General features: G+C 66.2%; 9 protein-coding genes. 6 read left to right on the top strand and 3 right to left on the bottom strand.

Annotated features, from left to right (window positions below; translation table 11 throughout):
* Positions 1-2 precede the first annotated feature (2 nt).
* Entirely contained in the window at positions 3-2,855 is a 2,853-nt protein-coding gene (locus AS029_RS07260) for a helicase-related protein (RefSeq protein ID WP_058231911.1), read from the bottom strand.
* 278 nt (positions 2,856-3,133) lie between these two features.
* Between AS029_RS07260 and AS029_RS07255 the strand changes: the two genes are divergently transcribed.
* Complete coding sequence (locus tag AS029_RS07255) at positions 3,134-7,777, top strand: DEAD/DEAH box helicase (RefSeq protein WP_058231910.1); 4,644 nt, start codon at positions 3,134-3,136, stop codon at positions 7,775-7,777.
* Here the strand turns inward: AS029_RS07255 and AS029_RS17540 are convergent.
* Positions 7,756-8,229 carry a hypothetical protein gene (locus tag AS029_RS17540; protein WP_167345238.1) on the bottom strand — a complete coding sequence of 158 codons (474 nt, stop codon included), beginning with the start codon at positions 8,227-8,229 and terminating at the stop codon, positions 7,756-7,758. The genes AS029_RS07255 and AS029_RS17540 overlap by 22 nt on opposite strands.
* A 369-nt stretch (positions 8,230-8,598) precedes the next feature.
* On the opposite strand from AS029_RS17540, the gene AS029_RS07250 reads away from it, so the two are divergent.
* The 3 genes from AS029_RS07250 to AS029_RS07240 are packed head-to-tail and all read left to right on the top strand — an operon-like array spanning position 8,599 to position 14,600.
* Complete coding sequence (locus tag AS029_RS07250; protein WP_167345237.1) at positions 8,599-10,983, top strand: helicase-related protein; 2,385 nt, start codon at positions 8,599-8,601, stop codon at positions 10,981-10,983.
* Positions 10,976-12,781 carry a DUF1998 domain-containing protein gene (gene drmB, locus AS029_RS07245; protein WP_058231908.1) on the top strand — a complete coding sequence of 602 codons (1,806 nt, stop codon included), beginning with the start codon at positions 10,976-10,978 and terminating at the stop codon, positions 12,779-12,781. The genes AS029_RS07250 and drmB overlap by 8 nt, the downstream gene beginning before the upstream one ends.
* Positions 12,782-12,797: 16 nt before the next feature.
* A complete protein-coding gene (locus tag AS029_RS07240; protein WP_058231907.1) occupies positions 12,798-14,600 on the top strand; it encodes an alpha/beta hydrolase family protein in 1,803 nt (600 codons plus the stop codon).
* Positions 14,601-15,192: 592 nt separating this feature from the next.
* Here the strand turns inward: AS029_RS07240 and AS029_RS07235 are convergent.
* Positions 15,193-15,648 carry a VOC family protein gene (locus tag AS029_RS07235; protein WP_058231906.1) on the bottom strand — a complete coding sequence of 152 codons (456 nt, stop codon included), beginning with the start codon at positions 15,646-15,648 and terminating at the stop codon, positions 15,193-15,195.
* A gap of 98 nt (positions 15,649-15,746) precedes the next feature.
* Here AS029_RS07235 and AS029_RS07230 point away from each other — a divergent pair, with 98 nt between their 5' ends.
* On the top strand, positions 15,747-16,733 hold the full coding sequence (locus AS029_RS07230; protein ID WP_058232061.1) for a helix-turn-helix transcriptional regulator: 987 nt from the start codon (positions 15,747-15,749) through the stop codon (positions 16,731-16,733).
* A gap of 4 nt (positions 16,734-16,737) precedes the next feature.
* Positions 16,738-17,304 carry a dihydrofolate reductase family protein gene (locus AS029_RS07225; RefSeq protein ID WP_058231905.1) on the top strand — a complete coding sequence of 189 codons (567 nt, stop codon included), beginning with the start codon at positions 16,738-16,740 and terminating at the stop codon, positions 17,302-17,304.
* The last annotated feature ends 59 nt before the right edge of the window (positions 17,305-17,363 follow it).

The raw sequence follows: 17,363 nt of genomic DNA, 5'->3' as shown, positions 1-17,363 counted from the left end.
TCTCAGTTCTCCTCGGGGACGATCACGAGCAACGGTCGGGCCAGGTGACGCGCGGGCAGCATCGTCCGCGCGACCTCGGACTCTTCGCGCACCCGGCGGGTGCGCTCGCGGACCTCGGCGCGCTGCACAAGGTCCCCGGAGGCGTCCACCCACTCCTGCACGCGGTCGGACCACTCGCTCACGCGACGACGGACGTCTTGTGCCGCGGCCTCGGACGTCAGTCGCAGGTGTTCCTCGGCGGCGTGGACGGCCGTCGGGATGAGCTTCTGCAGGTCGTCGACGTCGGCGACGGGCGAGGGATTGCTGCGGTCGTGGGTGACGCCGAGCTCGTCGAACGCCTCGGCGGCGTCGGCGAAGGGCTGCACCGACATGCCCGAGACCGCGACCAGGTTTGTGGCGATGACCTGGCCGCGCTCGTTCGTGAGCGACCCGAGGACGAGGACCGTGGGCGCGAACACGTCGCCGCGCACGACGAACACCTCGTCGCGGCCGAGGCGGGCCAGGGTGCGGTCACCCACCCAGTCGAGCACGGGGTGCAGAGGGCCGAGGTAGTGGGCTTCGGGCCACAGCCCCTTCTGGTTCGAGCGGTCGTCGCGCGCGTCCTCGAGCGAGGCCTGCGCGAGAGCGGGGGTGATAGCGAGCTTCATGTCGTCGACGACCCGGCGCTCGGCCAAGTAGGACTGTGGGAGCACCGAGAGCCGCTGACGCAGGTCGTCGGTGGGGTGGATTTCGACGAGTCCGTACCCGGTGTGCTCGCGCCATTCCACGCCGCCGGCCGCTTGGGGCGCGGCGGGGGTCTCGAAGACCTCTTCTAGGGCCGAGGCGAGGTACGCGGCATCCGACGGGAACAGTCCGGTGGTGATCCGTTCCGACACCGTCACCTCTGTGCTGGTGTCTGCGTGGTGGTCGGCCTCGCCGAGGATGAAGCTCAGCCAGGGGTCGTCGTCCGTGGCGGCCGCGTCGGGGGTGGGGATGACGTCTTCGAGCGACTTGCCCTTCACGAGCGCGTCCTCGACCGCCTTCTCCTCGGCCGTGACGCTGTACTTGCCCATAAGCGCGCCGGCGTCGCCGAGGGCGCCGTGTGCCTCGTTCTCACGCTTCACGAGCGCGGTGAGGACGCGCACGTCGCCGGCGAATTTCTCATGGCTCGGACGGAGAAGGAGGGTCGTGATCTGCGGAGCGTGGCGCTGCCCGTAGCGGTCGATGCGCCCGTTGCGCTGCTCGATGCGGATGAGGCTCCACGGGATGTCGAAGTGAATGAGCTCGTGGCACTGGGAGTGAAGGTTCACACCCTCGGACGCGATGTCTCCGGTGACGAGGATGCGGATCGGGCTCGACGAGAGCTTGAACGACTCGACGATCTTCTGCTGCTCGACGTCGGAGAGGCCGCCGTGCAGGACGGCGACCTGCTCGGGCTTGAGGCCGAGGTGAGTCTGGAGCTGCTCCCGGATCCACAGGAGCGTGGGGACGCGCTCCGAGAAGACGACGGCGCGCGTGTCGGAGGTTTTGGAGACGCCGATGCCCTTCAGGTATCGGACGAGTTCGCCCAGCTTCGCGGAAGGCGCATCGGCGCTCGCCCGAGCGAGGGTGAGGAGCCGTTCGAGCGCCTCGCGTTCGCGCATCTGCGCGTCGATGAGCTCATCACCGAGGGTGCGGATGCGGTTGCGCACCGACTCGACGAGCGCCGGCGGGCTCGACAAGTACGCCTTGGCGAGCGTCCAGGGGAAGAGGCCCTTGTTCTCACCCGAGTACGGGCTCGCGCCCGACGCGGGGTAGAGCCAGACGTCCGCGAGCTCGTGGGCGACGGCATCCTCTTCCGGGGACGCGTCGACGAGGAGATGCTGCAGCTCCTTGCGCTCGACCCAGTCGTCGCCGACTTCGCGCGCGACCTCGGGTGAATGGCGGTGGCGACGCACGACGAGCCGGTCGAGAGCCGTGCGATCGATGTCGCCGTCGGGGCCGACCGCGGTCGGTTCGAGCAGGCGCACGAGCTCGGCGAACGACTCCTTGCTGCCGTTGTGTGGCGTGGCCGAGGCGAGGATCAGTGCCTCGGTGTTCGGTGCGAGCACGCGGGCGAGGGTGTTGTTCTGTGTGCCCGAACCGGTGAGGTTGTGCGATTCGTCGATGACGACGGCGTCCCATTGATGCTTGCGGAGGTGATTGAGGTAGCGGTCCTGCTTGAGTGTGTCCATCGAGATGATGACGCGTTTGTAGAGGCTGAATGGGTTGCGTGTCGCTGGCAGCTTCTGACGCACGCGTTGGATCCCGACCGAGTCGAGGCGGACGAACGGGAGGGCGAAGCGTGTCCACATCTCGAACTGCATCTGCTCGAGCACGTGCTTCGGCGTGACGATGAGAATGCGCTCGCCGCGTCCACGGCGGACGAGCTCGGACAGGATCATCCCGATCTCGATCGTCTTGCCGAGACCGACGGTGTCAGCGAGCAGTATGCGGGGGCGCAGGTTGTCGTTGCTCAGTGCTCTTTGAACGGCCGAACGCTGGTAGCCGAGGGCGTCGGTGAGCATCTGCGTCGAGACCGAGAGACGGCCCTCGCCGAGAGGGATCGGTGTCTTGCGGAGGGTGGACTCGAGCCACAGCCGAGAGCGGCGGTACTTGGGCGAGTCGTCCGCGCGGACCTTCGTCTTGCGAGGGTCGTAGGGGAGGATCTCGTCGAGGTGTTCGTAGAACGCAGCGCGGGTGTCCCGCACGAGCTCGGACAGGCCGGTGACCTCGACCAGAAGGCCGTCCTGGGTGGGGGAGGCGTTGGTGACAAGCCAGTCGGCGTCGCGAACTCGCACCAGAGAACCGGGAGCGACGTTGAGCGTTCGATTCTCCGTCGCCTGCGTGGCACTCACCCGGCTCCACTCCCTCGCTCGTTCCCCCGTCACGGCCGTTCGGCCATCGTAGCCGGCGCTCCCGGGCCGCCTACCTCGCCTACCCGAGGAATTGATCGACTCGCACATATGACATTAGGCGACTCTCATCTTTTGCCTATGCTCGAGAAGACTTGGGGCCGGTCGCGGGGGCGATGTCGGTGGTGGCCCCTATCGTCAGTCGGCTGGGCGGAGTCGCCCGGTGTGGACGTCGTCCACTTACTGAGGGGGGTAAGACCGTGACGAGATGGCCGGAGCTCATGGATCCGCAACTGCGGGGGTATATCGAAGAGCGGCAAGCGACCGCGCTGCGGACGTATGAGAACGATTCTGACCTGCTCCTGGAGCACGTTCGGCAAGAGGACAGCTTCCGCACCGGAGGCTACGGAAGTCGCCAAATCAGCGAACTGTTGCAGAACGCCGTCGACGCCATCGGGGCCTCCGGTGGAACCGGGACGGTCGAGTTCCGAATCGCGGACGGAGCGCTGTACTGCGCCAACGAGGGATCGGAATTCACTCGTGACGGAGTTCGCGCGGTCACTTATGCGTTCCTCAGCACGAAGCGCGGGGATGAGATCGGCCGCTTCGGCCTGGGGTTCAAGTCGATTCTCGGCATCACCGACCACCCGCAGATCTACAGCCGTGCGGTGAGCTTCGAGTTCAACGCCCCCGATACCGCCGAGTTGTTCGCCGGCATACCGACCGAGGGTGGACGCCTTCCGCTTCTCCGCATCCCGACGCTCGCCGACCCGGTGCGGGCGGCGGCGGAAGATCCGAATCTCGCCGAGTTGATGTCGTGGGCGACGACGGTGATCAAGCTCCCTCTCACCCGTGAGGGGCAACGCCTTCGTAAGGAGCTCGAGACCTTCGAGGTCGAGTCGTTGCTGTTCTTCAAGCCGCTCGACCGGCTGAGGATCACGATCCAGGCGACGCCGGGAACAGCGCCGACCTCGCGCGATCTCCTGCGAGAGGGGCACCCGGACGCCGGCGAGGTGCGCCTCATCGTTCCGGGGGCAGAGCCCGTTCGGTGGCTCTACGCCGAGCGGCCGTATGAGCCGACGATCGACGTCGCGGCGACTTTGCCGGAGACGTCGCGTCGAGCATCCATGACCGTGTCCTATGCGGTGCGCCCCGAGGGTCGCGCCGGCGTCGGTCGACTGTGGGCGTGGTTTCCGCTGATCGACGAGACGACAGCGAGTGGCATCTTCAACGCGCCGTGGCAGGTCAACGACGACCGCACATCACTGGTTCCCGGGTCGCTCCTGAACAAATCGATGTTGGGCGTCGCAGCCGACCTGTTCCTCGATGTCGTCACACGGGCAGCGACACCCGCAGATGCCGCTGCGCATCTGGACCTTTTCCCTGCCCGCGGGCGCGAAGCCCGAAGCAACGCCGACAGATTCCTCTCTGTGGCGATTCCCGAGCGCGCGGTCCGACGCCCGATGATCCCCGACACGACGGGCGAGCTGAAGGTGCCGGCGTACTTCGAGCGGGTGCCGGAGCTGGAGAAGGCCCCGATCACCCCGGGTGCTGCCCGCGCGTGGCAGGAGCGTGCGCCTCGCAAGACCATGCCGCATTGGCAGTGCTTCACCACCCCCACTCGGCGTCTCCGTCTTCGGACCCTCTTGGGCGGCACCGACGAGGAACGTTCATCGAAAGAAAGTGGGGTTGCGGCGTGGCTGGAAGAACTGGCGCGGGCCGGTTCGCCTGATGATGTCGAAGCCGCAATCTCCATCGCCGCAGCGCTGGCGCCGGTGTCGGCGGAGATGAAGGCTGCGGTCGGACCTGCGCCGATCGTGCCGCTCGAAGGCGGCGCCTGGGCGCGGGTGGATGCGTTCAATTCGGTGCTGTTGCCGCTGGACGGGGCCGATGTCCCGCACGGTGTGCGCACGGTGCGGGCCGAGATCGCAGCGCACGGCACGGTCTCGGATGATCTGCGTCTCCTGGGATTCCGCGCCGTGTCGGCGGACGAGACGGCCTCCGCGCTGGCGCACACCGCGTCCGATCGGTGGGGGCACGACGAGTGGGGAAGATTCTGGGGGGTGCTCGGAAGTGCGACGCCCGCGGTGGCGCTCGAGGCGATCCGCCGGGTTCGCGAGCGCGGGGTGGACATCCTCATACCCACCATGGCCGGAGGCTGGCGGCCCGCGCGTGAGACCGTCGCCGATCCGGGGTTCGCCCGGGCTGTCCCGGCACGACACTTCGACAACACCAGCGTGCCGAGTGTCGCACTGGTCAGGGCGGCGGGAGCCGTCGACGCTCCGGTCGTGGGCTACCCACTCGACCGCGACGCGCTGAAGCCGCATTACGTCTCGGCGGTGAAGAAGATGGCGCTTGCCCATCTCAAGCGCTCGGGCTTCGGTGATGCCCATGTCGTCGTTCCGGACGGTGACGGCGTGGGGCCGCTCGACGTCCTCGCCGACGACCTCACCGATCAGGAGCGGGTGTTCTGGACGCGCGGCGTCCTGCGGATCATGGCAAGCCGTGGAATCACACTGAGGGTCCGCATTGCGCCGGGGAAGGTCGCCGAGATCCCGGCATCCAGTTTCGAGTGGTGGGCCGTCCGCAACTTCGGTCGTGTCCTCACCACCAAGGGGGTCGTTCAGCCCACGGACGCGGTGTCGTCGCGGCTCCACAGATTCGGCGCGTTCCTGCCCGTGGTGGCCGACGCAGAGCTGAGCGTCGCGCTGGGGCTGCCGACTGAACCGGGTACGCTCCCGGCTCAGCATCTCGCTGCCTTCCTCGCCACGGACGGATACGCGATCGGCGTGGCGGATGCGGATGCCTTCACGGATCTCGTACGGGTTTGCGCGGCCCGCCCTGACGTCGCCGTCCCGGAAGTCATCCCGGCTGTTTCAAAGGGGGTGGTGACGCTCATCCCTCGTCGTGAAGTCGCAGTGACGATCAAGCCGGGCGATGCCGCGGCGCTCGACGAAGCATCAGTCGCTTACCTCCCGACGGAAGGTGACCTCGGTGAACTCGTGGCGAGGTGGGAGCTGCTCACGGCAGGCGACGCGTTGCAGCAATCACTCGAAGTCATCGGCGTCGATGAAGCCACGCCGGTCCTCGACATCTATCCGAGTCTGCAAGGACGCGTCACGGCTCGGCTCAACAAGCAGAAGATCGCTCGAGCGGAGTCGATCTTCCGCGTTCTGCAGAGCATCCACGGTGTGTCGAGGCGGCGGCTCCAGGGGGCGAAGCAGGACGGCGTCGTGATCGTCGACTCTTCTCTGGACGCGGAGCAGGCGCTCGAGCATCTGTCCCGCGCGCTGGACCTGGGGCTGACCGCGGACGATGTCAGGGGCGTCTTGCGCGACGACGAGGCTGCACGGCGCAGCGAACTCATCCACCGGGCGCAGGTGGCGCGAAACAACGAGGCTCGCCTCCTCATCCTCGTCGGAGCAGACGCCCTGCGGCAACGCCTGCCGAACGGACTGCTTCCGGCTGTCGAGTCCCGCACCGGCGTGCTCGGCGACCGGGAAGTCGCCGAACTCTTCCTGCAGGTGCACGGGCAGGACGCTCTTCGCGCGCTGCGGGAGGATCTCGCCCGTGCCGGCATTCCCGTTCCCTCGAGGTGGGATGGTTCACCCGTGGCTCAAAGCGCCGTCAAACTCCTCGGATTCGACACGTCATTCGCCGGTACGCGGGAATCGCACCCACCTTCGGTCACCCAGGTGCAGGGGCAGATCTCCCTCAACGAGTTGCATGATTTCCAGGCTGATCTCGCTGAGCAGATCACCGAGCTCGCCACGACCGCGGATACTGCCAAGAAGAGAGGGCTTCTCTACCTGCCCACCGGTGCCGGGAAGACCCGGGTCACGGTCGAGGCCCTGCTCAAGCTGATGAAGACCGGGGCCGTTGAGTCGCCGCTGCTCTGGATCGCCCAGAGTGAGGAACTCTGTGAGCAGGCAATCACGGCCTTCACGGAGGTCTGGCGGTGGATCGGCGATGAGCGCCCGCTCGACATCAGCCGCTTCTGGTCAGGTCACGAACTCGATGAGTCGAACGAAGAGTTGCAGATCGTCGTCGCCATCGACGCGACGTTGCTCAGCAGGCTCGGCGAACCGCAGTACGGGTGGCTGGCCCGCCCGGGCATGGTCGTCATCGATGAGGCCCACACCGCGGGAACGAAGACGTACACCGACATCCTCCGGAACCTCGGTCTCACGGCGGCGCGCACTGACAGGCCCCTGTTGGGGCTGACGGCGACTCCGTTCCGCGGCCGCAACGAGGAGCTCAACCGACGGTTCGTGGAACGGTTCGGAACGAACCGGCTCGAGGCGCTGGATCCGGAGGATCCCATCGGAGAGCTCAGGGACCGTGAGGTGCTCTCGGAAGTCGATTACGACATCCTCAGGGGCGTGTCGTTGTCGGTGTCGGATCAGGACGCCGAGTTCCGGCAGATGAAGGAAGTCACGAAGAACATGCTGACCTTGATCGGTCAGGACATGGGACGCACGCAAACCGTCGTCGACCACATCAAGGCGCTCCTGGACGAGAACCCTGACTGGCCGGTCCTGGTCTTCGCGGCATCCGTCGCCTCCGCCCATACCATTGCCGCGCTCTTACGTCTGCAGGACGTCCGGGCCGAGTCAGTCGATGGCGGTGTGCGCAAGCATCAGCGCCGGCGCGTGATCGAGCGATTCAAGACGGGGGAGTCGCAAGTGCTCGTGAACTGCGACCTGCTCACCCAGGGGTTCGATGCGCCCAAGGTGCGTGCGCTGTACATCGCCCGCCCGACCTTCAGCCCGAATCGATACCTGCAGATGGTCGGGCGCGGTCTTCGCGGACCGGCGAACGGCGGAACGGAACGGTGCCTGGTCGTGAACGTCGAGGACACCTTCGAGCAATTCGGTGAGCAGCTCGCCTACAACGAGTTCGATTATCTCTGGAGCAAGAAATGACCGACGTCGCCGCCGCCGCAGCGGGTGAATCCGCTGAGCCGATTTACGACCCGCGCGCCGGCCGCGACGCCGTCATCGCCGAGGTGAGGCGACGATGGCTGGGCCCGCTCGGCGGTCGAGGCGAGCTGCTTGAGCGGAACCCGGTGTACGCCTACCTCGTCGGAACGCTGTACCCCGTCGAGGTCGGTGCGGCGCCCGCATCCGTAGATGAGGACGTCGAGATCCTTGACGCGGACGAAGCGACCGTCGAGAACGACGAACCGATCGACGATGACGGGACGCTCGATGTCGGGGTGACGGAGGCGGAAGACGAAGACTCCGGGATCAACATCACGGGTGCGTTCGGCTGGGCACCTCAGTCCATGGGGGTGTCGTTCGTCCACTCGGGAGATGTGATCGCGGTCGACCTCCGCGCAGGGGCCTACACGAAGGTGGACGGCGTCGAAGATCACTGGCAACGTCGGCAGCTGTCCGATCGCGAGATGGTCGACATCACATCGAGCGGAAGACGCGAGGTGCTCGACGGGCGGGCGCTTCTGTCGTGGCGGTCTCGTCACCACGCGGGCAAGCGACTCACGACGGTCTCACTTTCAAACGCCCACGAGGTCGCGGCAGGCGAGGCGAAGCGGCACACGGATCTGTGTCTGTTTCAGGTCTCGCTGTCGTGCACGGACGATCTCGGGCTGTCGCCCTACCCGCAGGGTGGTGTCTACGCGTCCCCCGAAGACCGCGAACTGGCGTTCCGTTACCGCAACAAGCCGTCGTTCGCGATCGGGCACGGAGTCGCCGTGGATTGGTCCCCGAAGGACACTCCGACGACGGTGACGACCACGGTCGTCCCTGAAGCTGAGGTCGGCGCCATCCGTGCCAAGGCAGGGTCGGGGGACGTTTACCGGATGCGATGGCTTGCGGACGAGTCGGTTCCCGCCGAGACCTACGTCGCCGCCTTGGCGCAGGTGGTCGCGGACTATCGCGCCTGGATCGCTGAGCAGCATCTCGAAGCGCAGAGGACGACAGGTGTGTTCCATGGCGTCGCGGCAGACATTGTCGACCGTCAGGAGCGCGCCGCCCGGCGAATGGAGGAGGGGATCGAGCTCCTTGCACGCGAACCAGATGTCTTCACCGCGTTCCGGATGGCGAACACCGCGATGAGATGGCAGATGCTCCGTCAGGGGCGTTTCGTGGAAGAGGACGTCCGGTACGGTTCGCGACTCGACACCGATCGTGGCGATCACGAACCGCAGTGGAGACCTTTCCAATTGGCGTTCATCTTGAGCGCCCTCGCGTCGACCGTCGACGAAGACCATGTGGATCGCGAACTCGTGGATCTGATCTGGTTCCCTACTGGCGGTGGCAAGACCGAGGCATACCTGGGCCTCGCGGCGATCGAGATGATCAGGCGCCGCCTCGTGCGCGGCTATCGCGGCGGCGGACTCGCCGTGCTCACCCGGTACACCATGCGTCTATTGACGGCTCAGCAGTTCCAGCGCGCCGCGACGCTGATCTGTGCACTGGAGCTCATGAGGGCGGACGACGAGCGGTTGGATGAGACCCCGGCATTCTCGATCGGGCTCTGGCTCGGCAACAGCACCACACCGGGTACCTACAAGCAGGCACAGAAGGAATTCGGCGTCGTCAGGGCGCAGAACAAGACGGAGAATCCGTTCCAACTCCTGGAGTGCCCCTGGTGTGGTCGCCCGATCCTTCCGCCGCACCACGCGTCGAACGAAGGTGCGTACGGAGTGCGGGCATCGTCGAGCTCGTTCGCGTTCTTCTGTCCGAACGCGGTCTGCCCGTTCCATGACGAGCTCCCCGTACAGGTGGTGGATGAGGGGCTCTACGACAACCCGCCGACCATGCTGGTTGCGACCGTCGACAAGCTCGCCCGCCTTGCATGGATCAAGCAGGGCGCGAAGCTCTTCGGAACCGGGGGTGTCTCGGACCCGCCCTCGCTGGTCATCCAAGATGAGTTGCACCTGCTCTCGGGGCCGCTCGGGACGGTCGTCGGGGTCTACGAGGCTGCCATCGGTGCCCTTCTGCGCTGGCGCGGCACTGCACCGAAGACCGTGGCCTCCACGGCGACCACCCGCGCCTCGGCGCAGCAGGTGCGAGAACTGATGGCGAAGAACGTGGAGTCGTTTCCTCCCCCAGGGCTGGACGCGGACGACAACTACTTCTCGGAGCCCGATACAGAGTCGCCCGGCCGTCGCTACCTCGGCATCATGCCTCAAGCGCACACGCCCTCGTGGGCGGTCGGCCAGCTGTCGGCCGAGCTGCTGAACGCGCCGCAGGCGGTCAACCTCGCCGGCCCCGCGAAGAACGCGTACTGGACCTTGGTGGTCTACCACAACAGCCTTCGCGAGCTCGGCCGAACCGTCACCATCCTCCGCGATGACGTGCCCTCTAATCTCGTGCGGCGTGAGAAGTCCGAGGGGTCCGCCCGCTCGCTCGGCTCGGACGGGGTCCACGAGCTCAACGGCAACGTGGATTCCGCGGAGCTCATCGCGCTCTTGGAACGCCTCAAGAAGGAGCCGGGCGATCCGCAGGTGCTCGATGCCCTCGCGACGACAAACATCATGTCCGTCGGCATCGATGTGAGTCGTCTTGGTGTGATGCTCCTCAACGGCCACACGAAGACGACATCGGAGTACATCCAGGCGACTTCTCGGGTCGGGCGTGGGAAGACACCGGGGCTCGTCATCACGATGTTCCGCTCGGGTAAGCCTCGCGACCGGTCGGTGTTCGAGTCCTTCGGTTCCTACCATGAGGCGTACTACCGCTTCGTCGAACCGTCCAGCGTCGCCCCGTGGTCGCTCCAGGCGCGACGGCGGGCGCTGCGCGCAGCGCTCGTGATCCTCGTTCGGCACGGAGCGAATCTCTCCGACAACAGCGACGCGTCGCTGTTCGACCCTGATTCGGCAGGCGTGAAGAAGGCCGTGGAGCTTCTGAAGGCCCATGTCGCGTATGCCGATGCGCGGGAGAAAGATGCCGTGGCAAGAGAGATCGACGATGCCGTGCTCGACTGGGTGGACGCCCGCAACCGGGTTCAGCAGGAGGGGAAAAGGCTGCTCTACCAGTCGCGGGAGCAAGACGAACGTCTGATGAGGCAGTTCACCGATCCGGGCCGCGGATGGCCGGTCATGAACTCGATGAGGAACGTCGACGAAGTGGTGCGAGTGCGAGCGAACGGAGAACGTCGTGGCTGAACCGACGGTGAAGACGGTGAGGGCCTCCGAGACGGTGTCCCCCTACGGACCCGGAGCCATCGTGGACATCCTGGGCCAGTCGTTCATGGTTCCGACGGGGGACAGGTGGCCGTCCACAAAGGTGCGGCGTGCCGTGCGATCCGACCGACTCGCCGAGGCTCTCGGCGTCGACGATCTTTGGGCGGCGCCGACGACTCACACCCCGGAGAACCAGAAGACCCCAGGACTCGAGTTTGAGCGATTCCCTTCGTGGTTGTTCTGTCAGGTCTGTCGGCGCATGATCCGTTGGATCCGCTCCATGGAGACCGGCGGAGTACCCGTCTGCCAGGAGACCGCGTGTGACGGGCGTCTCGTGCCTATGCGATTCGTCGCCGTGTGTACGGCGAAAAGCCACATCGAGGACATCCCGTGGGTCGACTGGCTTCACAGGGACTCAGATGGCGAATGTAGGGCATCCGACAGATTGCGGTTCCAGTCGGCGGATGGTCGCGCCGAGGGCCTGAGCAGCCTGCAGGTCAGCTGCGAGCGATGTGGTCGGCGGCGGTCGCTCGGCGAATTGCGAAGAGACGTCTTCGCCGTCGAAGGGTTCACCTGTCGGGGAAAGCAGCCGTGGGAACGCGATTGGGGACTGTGTGGCAAGCCGATCGATCCACAGCAGCGCGGTGCGACCAGCCTCCACTTCGCCGACACGATGAGTGCCATCGACATTCCCATCGTCGACAGTCGGGATGAGATCGACCTGGAGAAGCTTCGCGGTCATGCTTTCTTCACGGCGTTGCGGGCCGCGACCGACGAATCGCAGCGAGCCATGTTGTCCGGTCAGATCGCCGTCGACACCGGCATCCCGGTCGAAGCGGTCTTGGCACATGCGAACCCGCCGGATGGGGGCCGAGTCATCGACATCCGCGCCACCCGCAGCGGCCTGCAGGCGGATGAATACGAGGCGTTCGTCGCCGCCATCTCCGAGCGCTCACCGGTCGCCGACTTCCAGACGCGGGCAATCAAGCTACAGGTCGACCGCGGGGATGCCGGCGACAACCTTGCGCACCTGATCAGCGACGTGGTCCTAGTGGACCGGCTGCGAGACGTGCGGGCCGTCATCGGGTTCCGCAGGTACACGCCCGATGCAGAACTTGTGGCGGCTGTGCCGGTGTCTTCCCATGAGCGTAAGTGGCTGCCCGCCATCGAGGGGTATGGAGAGGGCGTCTTCCTCCGTTTTTCTGAGCAAGCCGTGCGCGCCTGGGCGGCCCAGGATGTCGTGCAGAGTCGGGGATCAACCGTTCTGGGTCATCAGAACGCATCCATGCTCGGCAGGCGTCTCCACGTGGTGTCGCCGGAGTACATTCTCCTCCACACGTTCGCGCACCTCCTCATGCGCGAAATGACGTTCGCCAGTGGTTACACCGCCGCATCCATTCGTGAGCGGATCTACTGCGAATCGGACGGCGACTACGGCCTCTTCATCTATACGACTTCATCCGATATCGAAGGAACGCTGGGAGGGCTCGTCCGGCAGGGTGAGCCGGACCTTCTCGCCGGAGCCATCGTCCGTGCGCTCGAGCAGGCCGCGTGGTGTCCGAACGATCCTGTGTGCATCGAGTCGGAGCCGCAGAGTATCGACGGACTGAACCTCGCGGCGTGCCACGCATGCTGTCTCGCGCCGGAAACCTCATGTGAGTCGCAGAACCTTCTGTTGGATCGCGCCCTCGTCGTCGGGAGCGACGACGTGAGCGGCTACTTCAGCCCGGTGCTCGACGCGATACTGGGGCAACGGGCGGACGGAAGGCAGAACGAATGAGCGAGAGGTCGAGAGGGTGACGAGCGCGGACAGCAAGCCGATTTTGGTGTTCCTGCATGGGGTGGGTGATGGCGATCCCGACAACAGGTGGCGGGCGCGACTCGACGAATCGCTGGCTCTTATGGGATACCCCGGTCTCGACGCGGAGCGATTCATCGCACCGAAGTACGCCCATGCGCTGAAAGGACGCGACGAGGACTTCGCGCTGCCGCCCGTCACGGTCAAGCAACCCTCGCGCGAGGCGGCAAGGCAGAACCGACGGGCTTTCGAACGGCGCATGGGAGCGATCGAATTCCGGCTTGGCCGGCATGAACGCGGTGGTGGCGTCATCGGCCTCGACGCAGCCGTCCGCGCTGCGGTCGGCCTGCCGTCGTTCGCCCAGGCGCGCAACTATCTGACCGATAGGCACATTCGCTCGCAGGTCTTGTGCCGCATCCTCCAGCAGCTTCCTGATTCCGGACGAATCGTCATAGTCGGACACAGCCTCGGGTCCGTCATCGCCGCCGACCTCATCGTGCGTCTTCCTCCGGGACTCGAGGTCTCGGGTCTCATCACCATTGGGAGTCCACTGGCCAACCCTGGGTTCGACTTCGATAAGCTTCGCGAGATCCTCAGGGAGCCACCGACCAATCTCACGTGGTGGGTCAACTTCTGGAACGTCTCTGATCTCGTGGCTGCGCATAGAGGCGTCTCTTCTGTGTTCCCCTGGATGATCGACTTCCGAATCGACACGAAGGTGCTGGTGTCAAAGCGGGCTCACTCCGCGGACGAGTATTTGAGTTCGACCGATGTCGTCGAAGCAATCGGTTTCGGGCTCTTCGGATCGCAATCGAAGGAGCTTGCCTTCGTAGAGCGCGGCGCTGACATTCCCCCGGACGCGACTGAGCTCCTCGCGCTCTTGGCGCTCCGCTACGCCCACCTTCTCAAGAACCGTCTGGAGGGCGATCAGCGAGACCGATTCGCGGGGGCGATCCGATCCGTGCAGGCGGTCGCCATCGACGAGATAGCGGCTCGGAACGCCGCCATAGGACGCTTGATGCCGTCAGAGCTCGCACGATTGGCCTTCGACAGGTCCGACCCTCGCGCGGCGGTTCCCGAACCTGCGCCGAGCAGGCATCTGACGAAGGAAGACGCCGTTGTGGTCTTGACCATGCTCGCGTCCGAGAACCCGATTCGTCCGTTCGAGATCGCGATGTCCAAAGAGACGCGTCAGCTCGCGATGCAAGACCTCACTGCAGAGGCCGGCCTCGGCAGCCAGTACGGCACGGATGTGTTCATCGCCGTCAAGCGATCCGCCGACAACCTCAGCGCGCGGAGCATGAACCTGCTGAAGCTGGGCGCCATCAGCATCGGAGCGGTCGCCATCGTCGTCGCGACCGGCGGATTGGCTCTCGCCGCCGGGGCGGGTCTTGCGGGAGCCGCGGTGGTCACGAGCGCACTTGCCACCTTCGGTCCAGGCGGAATGATTGGAGGTCTTCTGACAGCGGGCACCCTCATGACAGCGGGTGGGGGAGGCATCGCTTACGGGCTCGCAAGCCCGAGCACGACCGCGGAAGCCTTCGACGAAGTCGTGGGCCGGATGCTCGCTTTGGAGATCTTGCGTCGGCTGCAGGGTATCGAGTCCGACCCCGCGGTGTGGCGCACATTGGTGGCGACCGAGATCGAAGTCCGGCGTGAATATGAACGACTCGACGAGTTCTCAGACCCGGGAGCTCAGGGGATCAAGGAGCTAAAGTTGAAAATAGACACCATCGGACGCGCTCTGACGTATCTAAGGGAGAACGGTCTCGAACCTGGTCCGCAGTGGGATGCGGAGTGATCCAGCCTGGCCGCGTGATTGTCGACACCACATTCGACTAGCGCTGCGACAATGCCGGGCCTGCTGCGCGGGGACGGGCATGTCATAGACCACGATGCGAGGCCGCTCTCGACGGCGTCCGGGCCGACGACGTGCAGGCGGGGGCGTTTGTGGGCGAGGCGATTGCGTGGGAGCGGGCCACGTGGAGTGCGAAAGCCCTGAAGTTCGGCGCTCGCTAAGCCCAGCTTCGATCCTGGTCAGGCCTGAGCGGCACTACAGTCCCCGATCGACCCCAAGCGCACCGGGCGCCACGGATCAACCGCTCGTTGCGATGCACGCCGCCCGCGTGACGCTGATCATGGGTTCATTGTGCGTTGGAGGCTGAGTAGGGTGCCGCGCCAGACGTATGGCTTGTCGCCCTCCGCCGGACCTGCCGGAGGGGGTAACGCTGCTCGATCCTGCAGGCCTGGAGATCATCTCTACGCGAACCGCTCGCGGCTGCGCGATCGCTGACGCGCCACGAACGACTCACACCACGCGTGAACGCGCTGGAGTACGGACGGGGCCCGGGTCATGGTCGCCCGGGCCACCACGACATCCGGCCCGGTGCCGGTCATTCTGCCGTGACCGACGCGCTCCACGTCACGCCGAACCGGTCGGTCAGCATCCCGAAGCCCGCGCTCCATGCGGACGCCGCTAGGGGCTCGACGATCGTGGCATCCACCGCCAACCCATCCCAGTAGCCCTGCAGCTCGTCGAGCGTGGGCGAGCTGATCGCCACGAACAGCGCCTGGTCGGTGATCGTCGTGTTGTTTTCGCGGTGGGTGGCGCCGCCGCCGGCGATGCCGCCCTCGGTGCGCCCGGGAATGTCGTAGCCCATGAGGCGGAAGCCGTTCTCGGCGGCGACGAGGCCGAAGACGACCTTGTCGGATCCGGGGATCTCGGCCGGCATCCCGAAGTCGGCGTAGGTGTTGACGACGAGGTGTCCGCCGAAGACGGACTGGTAGAAGGCGAGCGCGTCACGGGCGTCGCCGCGGAAGTTCAGGTGGGTGGTGGTCTGCACGGACATGTCTGCTCCTCGATGTGTCGGCCCGTTCGGGCTCGTCCATCGAAGATCTCAGTCGTATAGGTCAGTTTCTGTCCGGTACTCGAAATACCGTGGATGCCATGGCCACGACGTCGCGATTGCTCACTCTGTTGTCGCTCTTGCAGGCCCGGCGCGACTGGCCGGGGGCGGTGCTGGCGTCGCGGCTCGAGGTCAGCGATCGCACGGTGCGGCGCGATATCGACCGCCTGCGTGAGATGGGCTACCGCATCGACTCCTCGATGGGGCCGGATGGCGGTTACCGTCTCGAGGCGGGCGCCGACATGCCTCCGCTGCTCTTCGACGATGACCAGTCGATCGCGGTCGCGATCGCGCTGCGGACCGCGCCGGCGCTCGGTGCCGGCATCGGGGAAGCGGCGGTGCGTGCGCTCGCGACGATGCGTCAGGTTCTTCCGTCGCGGCTGCGGCATCGGCTCGATGCGGTCGAGGTGACGACGGTCCGGCGCGCGGGCGAGGCACCGGCACCGATCGTTCCGCTCGACGTGCTGCTGTCCCTCGCGCAAGCCGTGCGCGATCGGGTGACGGTGCGCTTCGACTACCTGCCGCGGGGAGAGGGGGAGCCTCAGGCCCGCCGGGCGGAGCCGCACCACCTCGTCGCGTCGCAGGGCCGGTGGTACCTGCTGGGGTGGGACCTCGACCGCGAGGACTGGCGGCTGTACTCGGCGGATCGGGTGCGGCCGCGGGTGCCGCCGGGGGCGCCGTTCGTGCCACGGGTCGTGCCGGGCGGCGACGTCGACGCGTTCGTCTCGGCGCGGTTCAAGGGGTCGGATGTGAATGAGTGGGCCTGCCGGGGAACGGTGCTGCTGCACGCGCCGGCTCGCGACGTGCTGCCCTTCGCTGGGGACGGCACCGTCACGGCTGTCGACGACGAGCGCTGCACGCTCGAGGTCGGGTCGTGGTCGTGGGGTGCGCTCGCCGCATCGTTCGGGCGGTTCGAGGTGACGATGGAGGTCGTGGAGCCGGCGGAATTGTTGGAGGCGTTCAAGGTGCAGGCGGGGCGGTTCGCGGCGGCCGGCTCTTCCGCGGCGGAGTCCCGGCGAGGAAGCTAGCGGTATGACACAGCCACTCCGCTACGCCATCAACGTCACCCTTGACGGGTGCGTTCATCACGAGGCGGGCCTACCGCCGGATGCCGAGTCCATGGCGTTCTGGACCGACGAGCTGCGACGCTCAGACACGCTTCTCTACGGTCGTGTCATGTATGAGCTGATGGAGGGCGCGTGGCGGCGGCCGGAGTCGGGGCAGTGGCCCGACTGGATGGATGCCAGTGAGGTGGCCTTCTCGGAGGTGATGGATCCGATGCGGAAGGTGGTGGCATCCACCTCTCTACAGGCTGTCGATTGGAACGCTGAGCTGATCACCGGCGATGTGATTGCGGCTGTTCGCGTGTTGAAAGAGCGGCCGGGGCGCGGGATCGCGCTGGGCGGTGTGCATCTACCGGCGACGCTCGCGGCGCACGGGCTGATCGATGAGTACACGTTCGTCGTGCACCCGGTGATTGCGGGGCAGGGGCCGCGGCTGCTCGACGGTGTCGAAGCGAAGCTCGAACTGGTGGAGCGGCGGGAGTTCCGGTCGGGTGCGAGCGTGCAGCGCTACCGACCGGCGCCACCCGAGTTGTGAGTTCGATATGAATCAGGTGAGCGTTTCCTCGTAGACTGTCGGGGCTCGCCGGCAGACCG

The organism is Microbacterium enclense, from assembly GCF_001456955.1.
Lineage (GTDB): Bacteria > Actinomycetota > Actinomycetes > Actinomycetales > Microbacteriaceae > Microbacterium > Microbacterium enclense.
The sequence above is the reverse complement of the archived record's forward strand: the minus strand, read 5'-3'. Positions and strand labels throughout refer to the sequence as shown.

Coding starts and splice junctions, on each gene's coding strand:
- AS029_RS07255 (WP_058231910.1), top strand. CDS start 3,134: ATGGATCCGCAACTGCGGGGGTATATCGAAGAGCGGCAAGCGACCGCG.
- AS029_RS07225 (WP_058231905.1), top strand. CDS start 16,738: ATGACACAGCCACTCCGCTACGCCATCAACGTCACCCTTGACGGGTGC.
- AS029_RS07230 (WP_058232061.1), top strand. CDS start 15,747: ATGGCCACGACGTCGCGATTGCTCACTCTGTTGTCGCTCTTGCAGGCC.
- AS029_RS07235 (WP_058231906.1), bottom strand. CDS start 15,648: ATGTCCGTGCAGACCACCACCCACCTGAACTTCCGCGGCGACGCCCGT.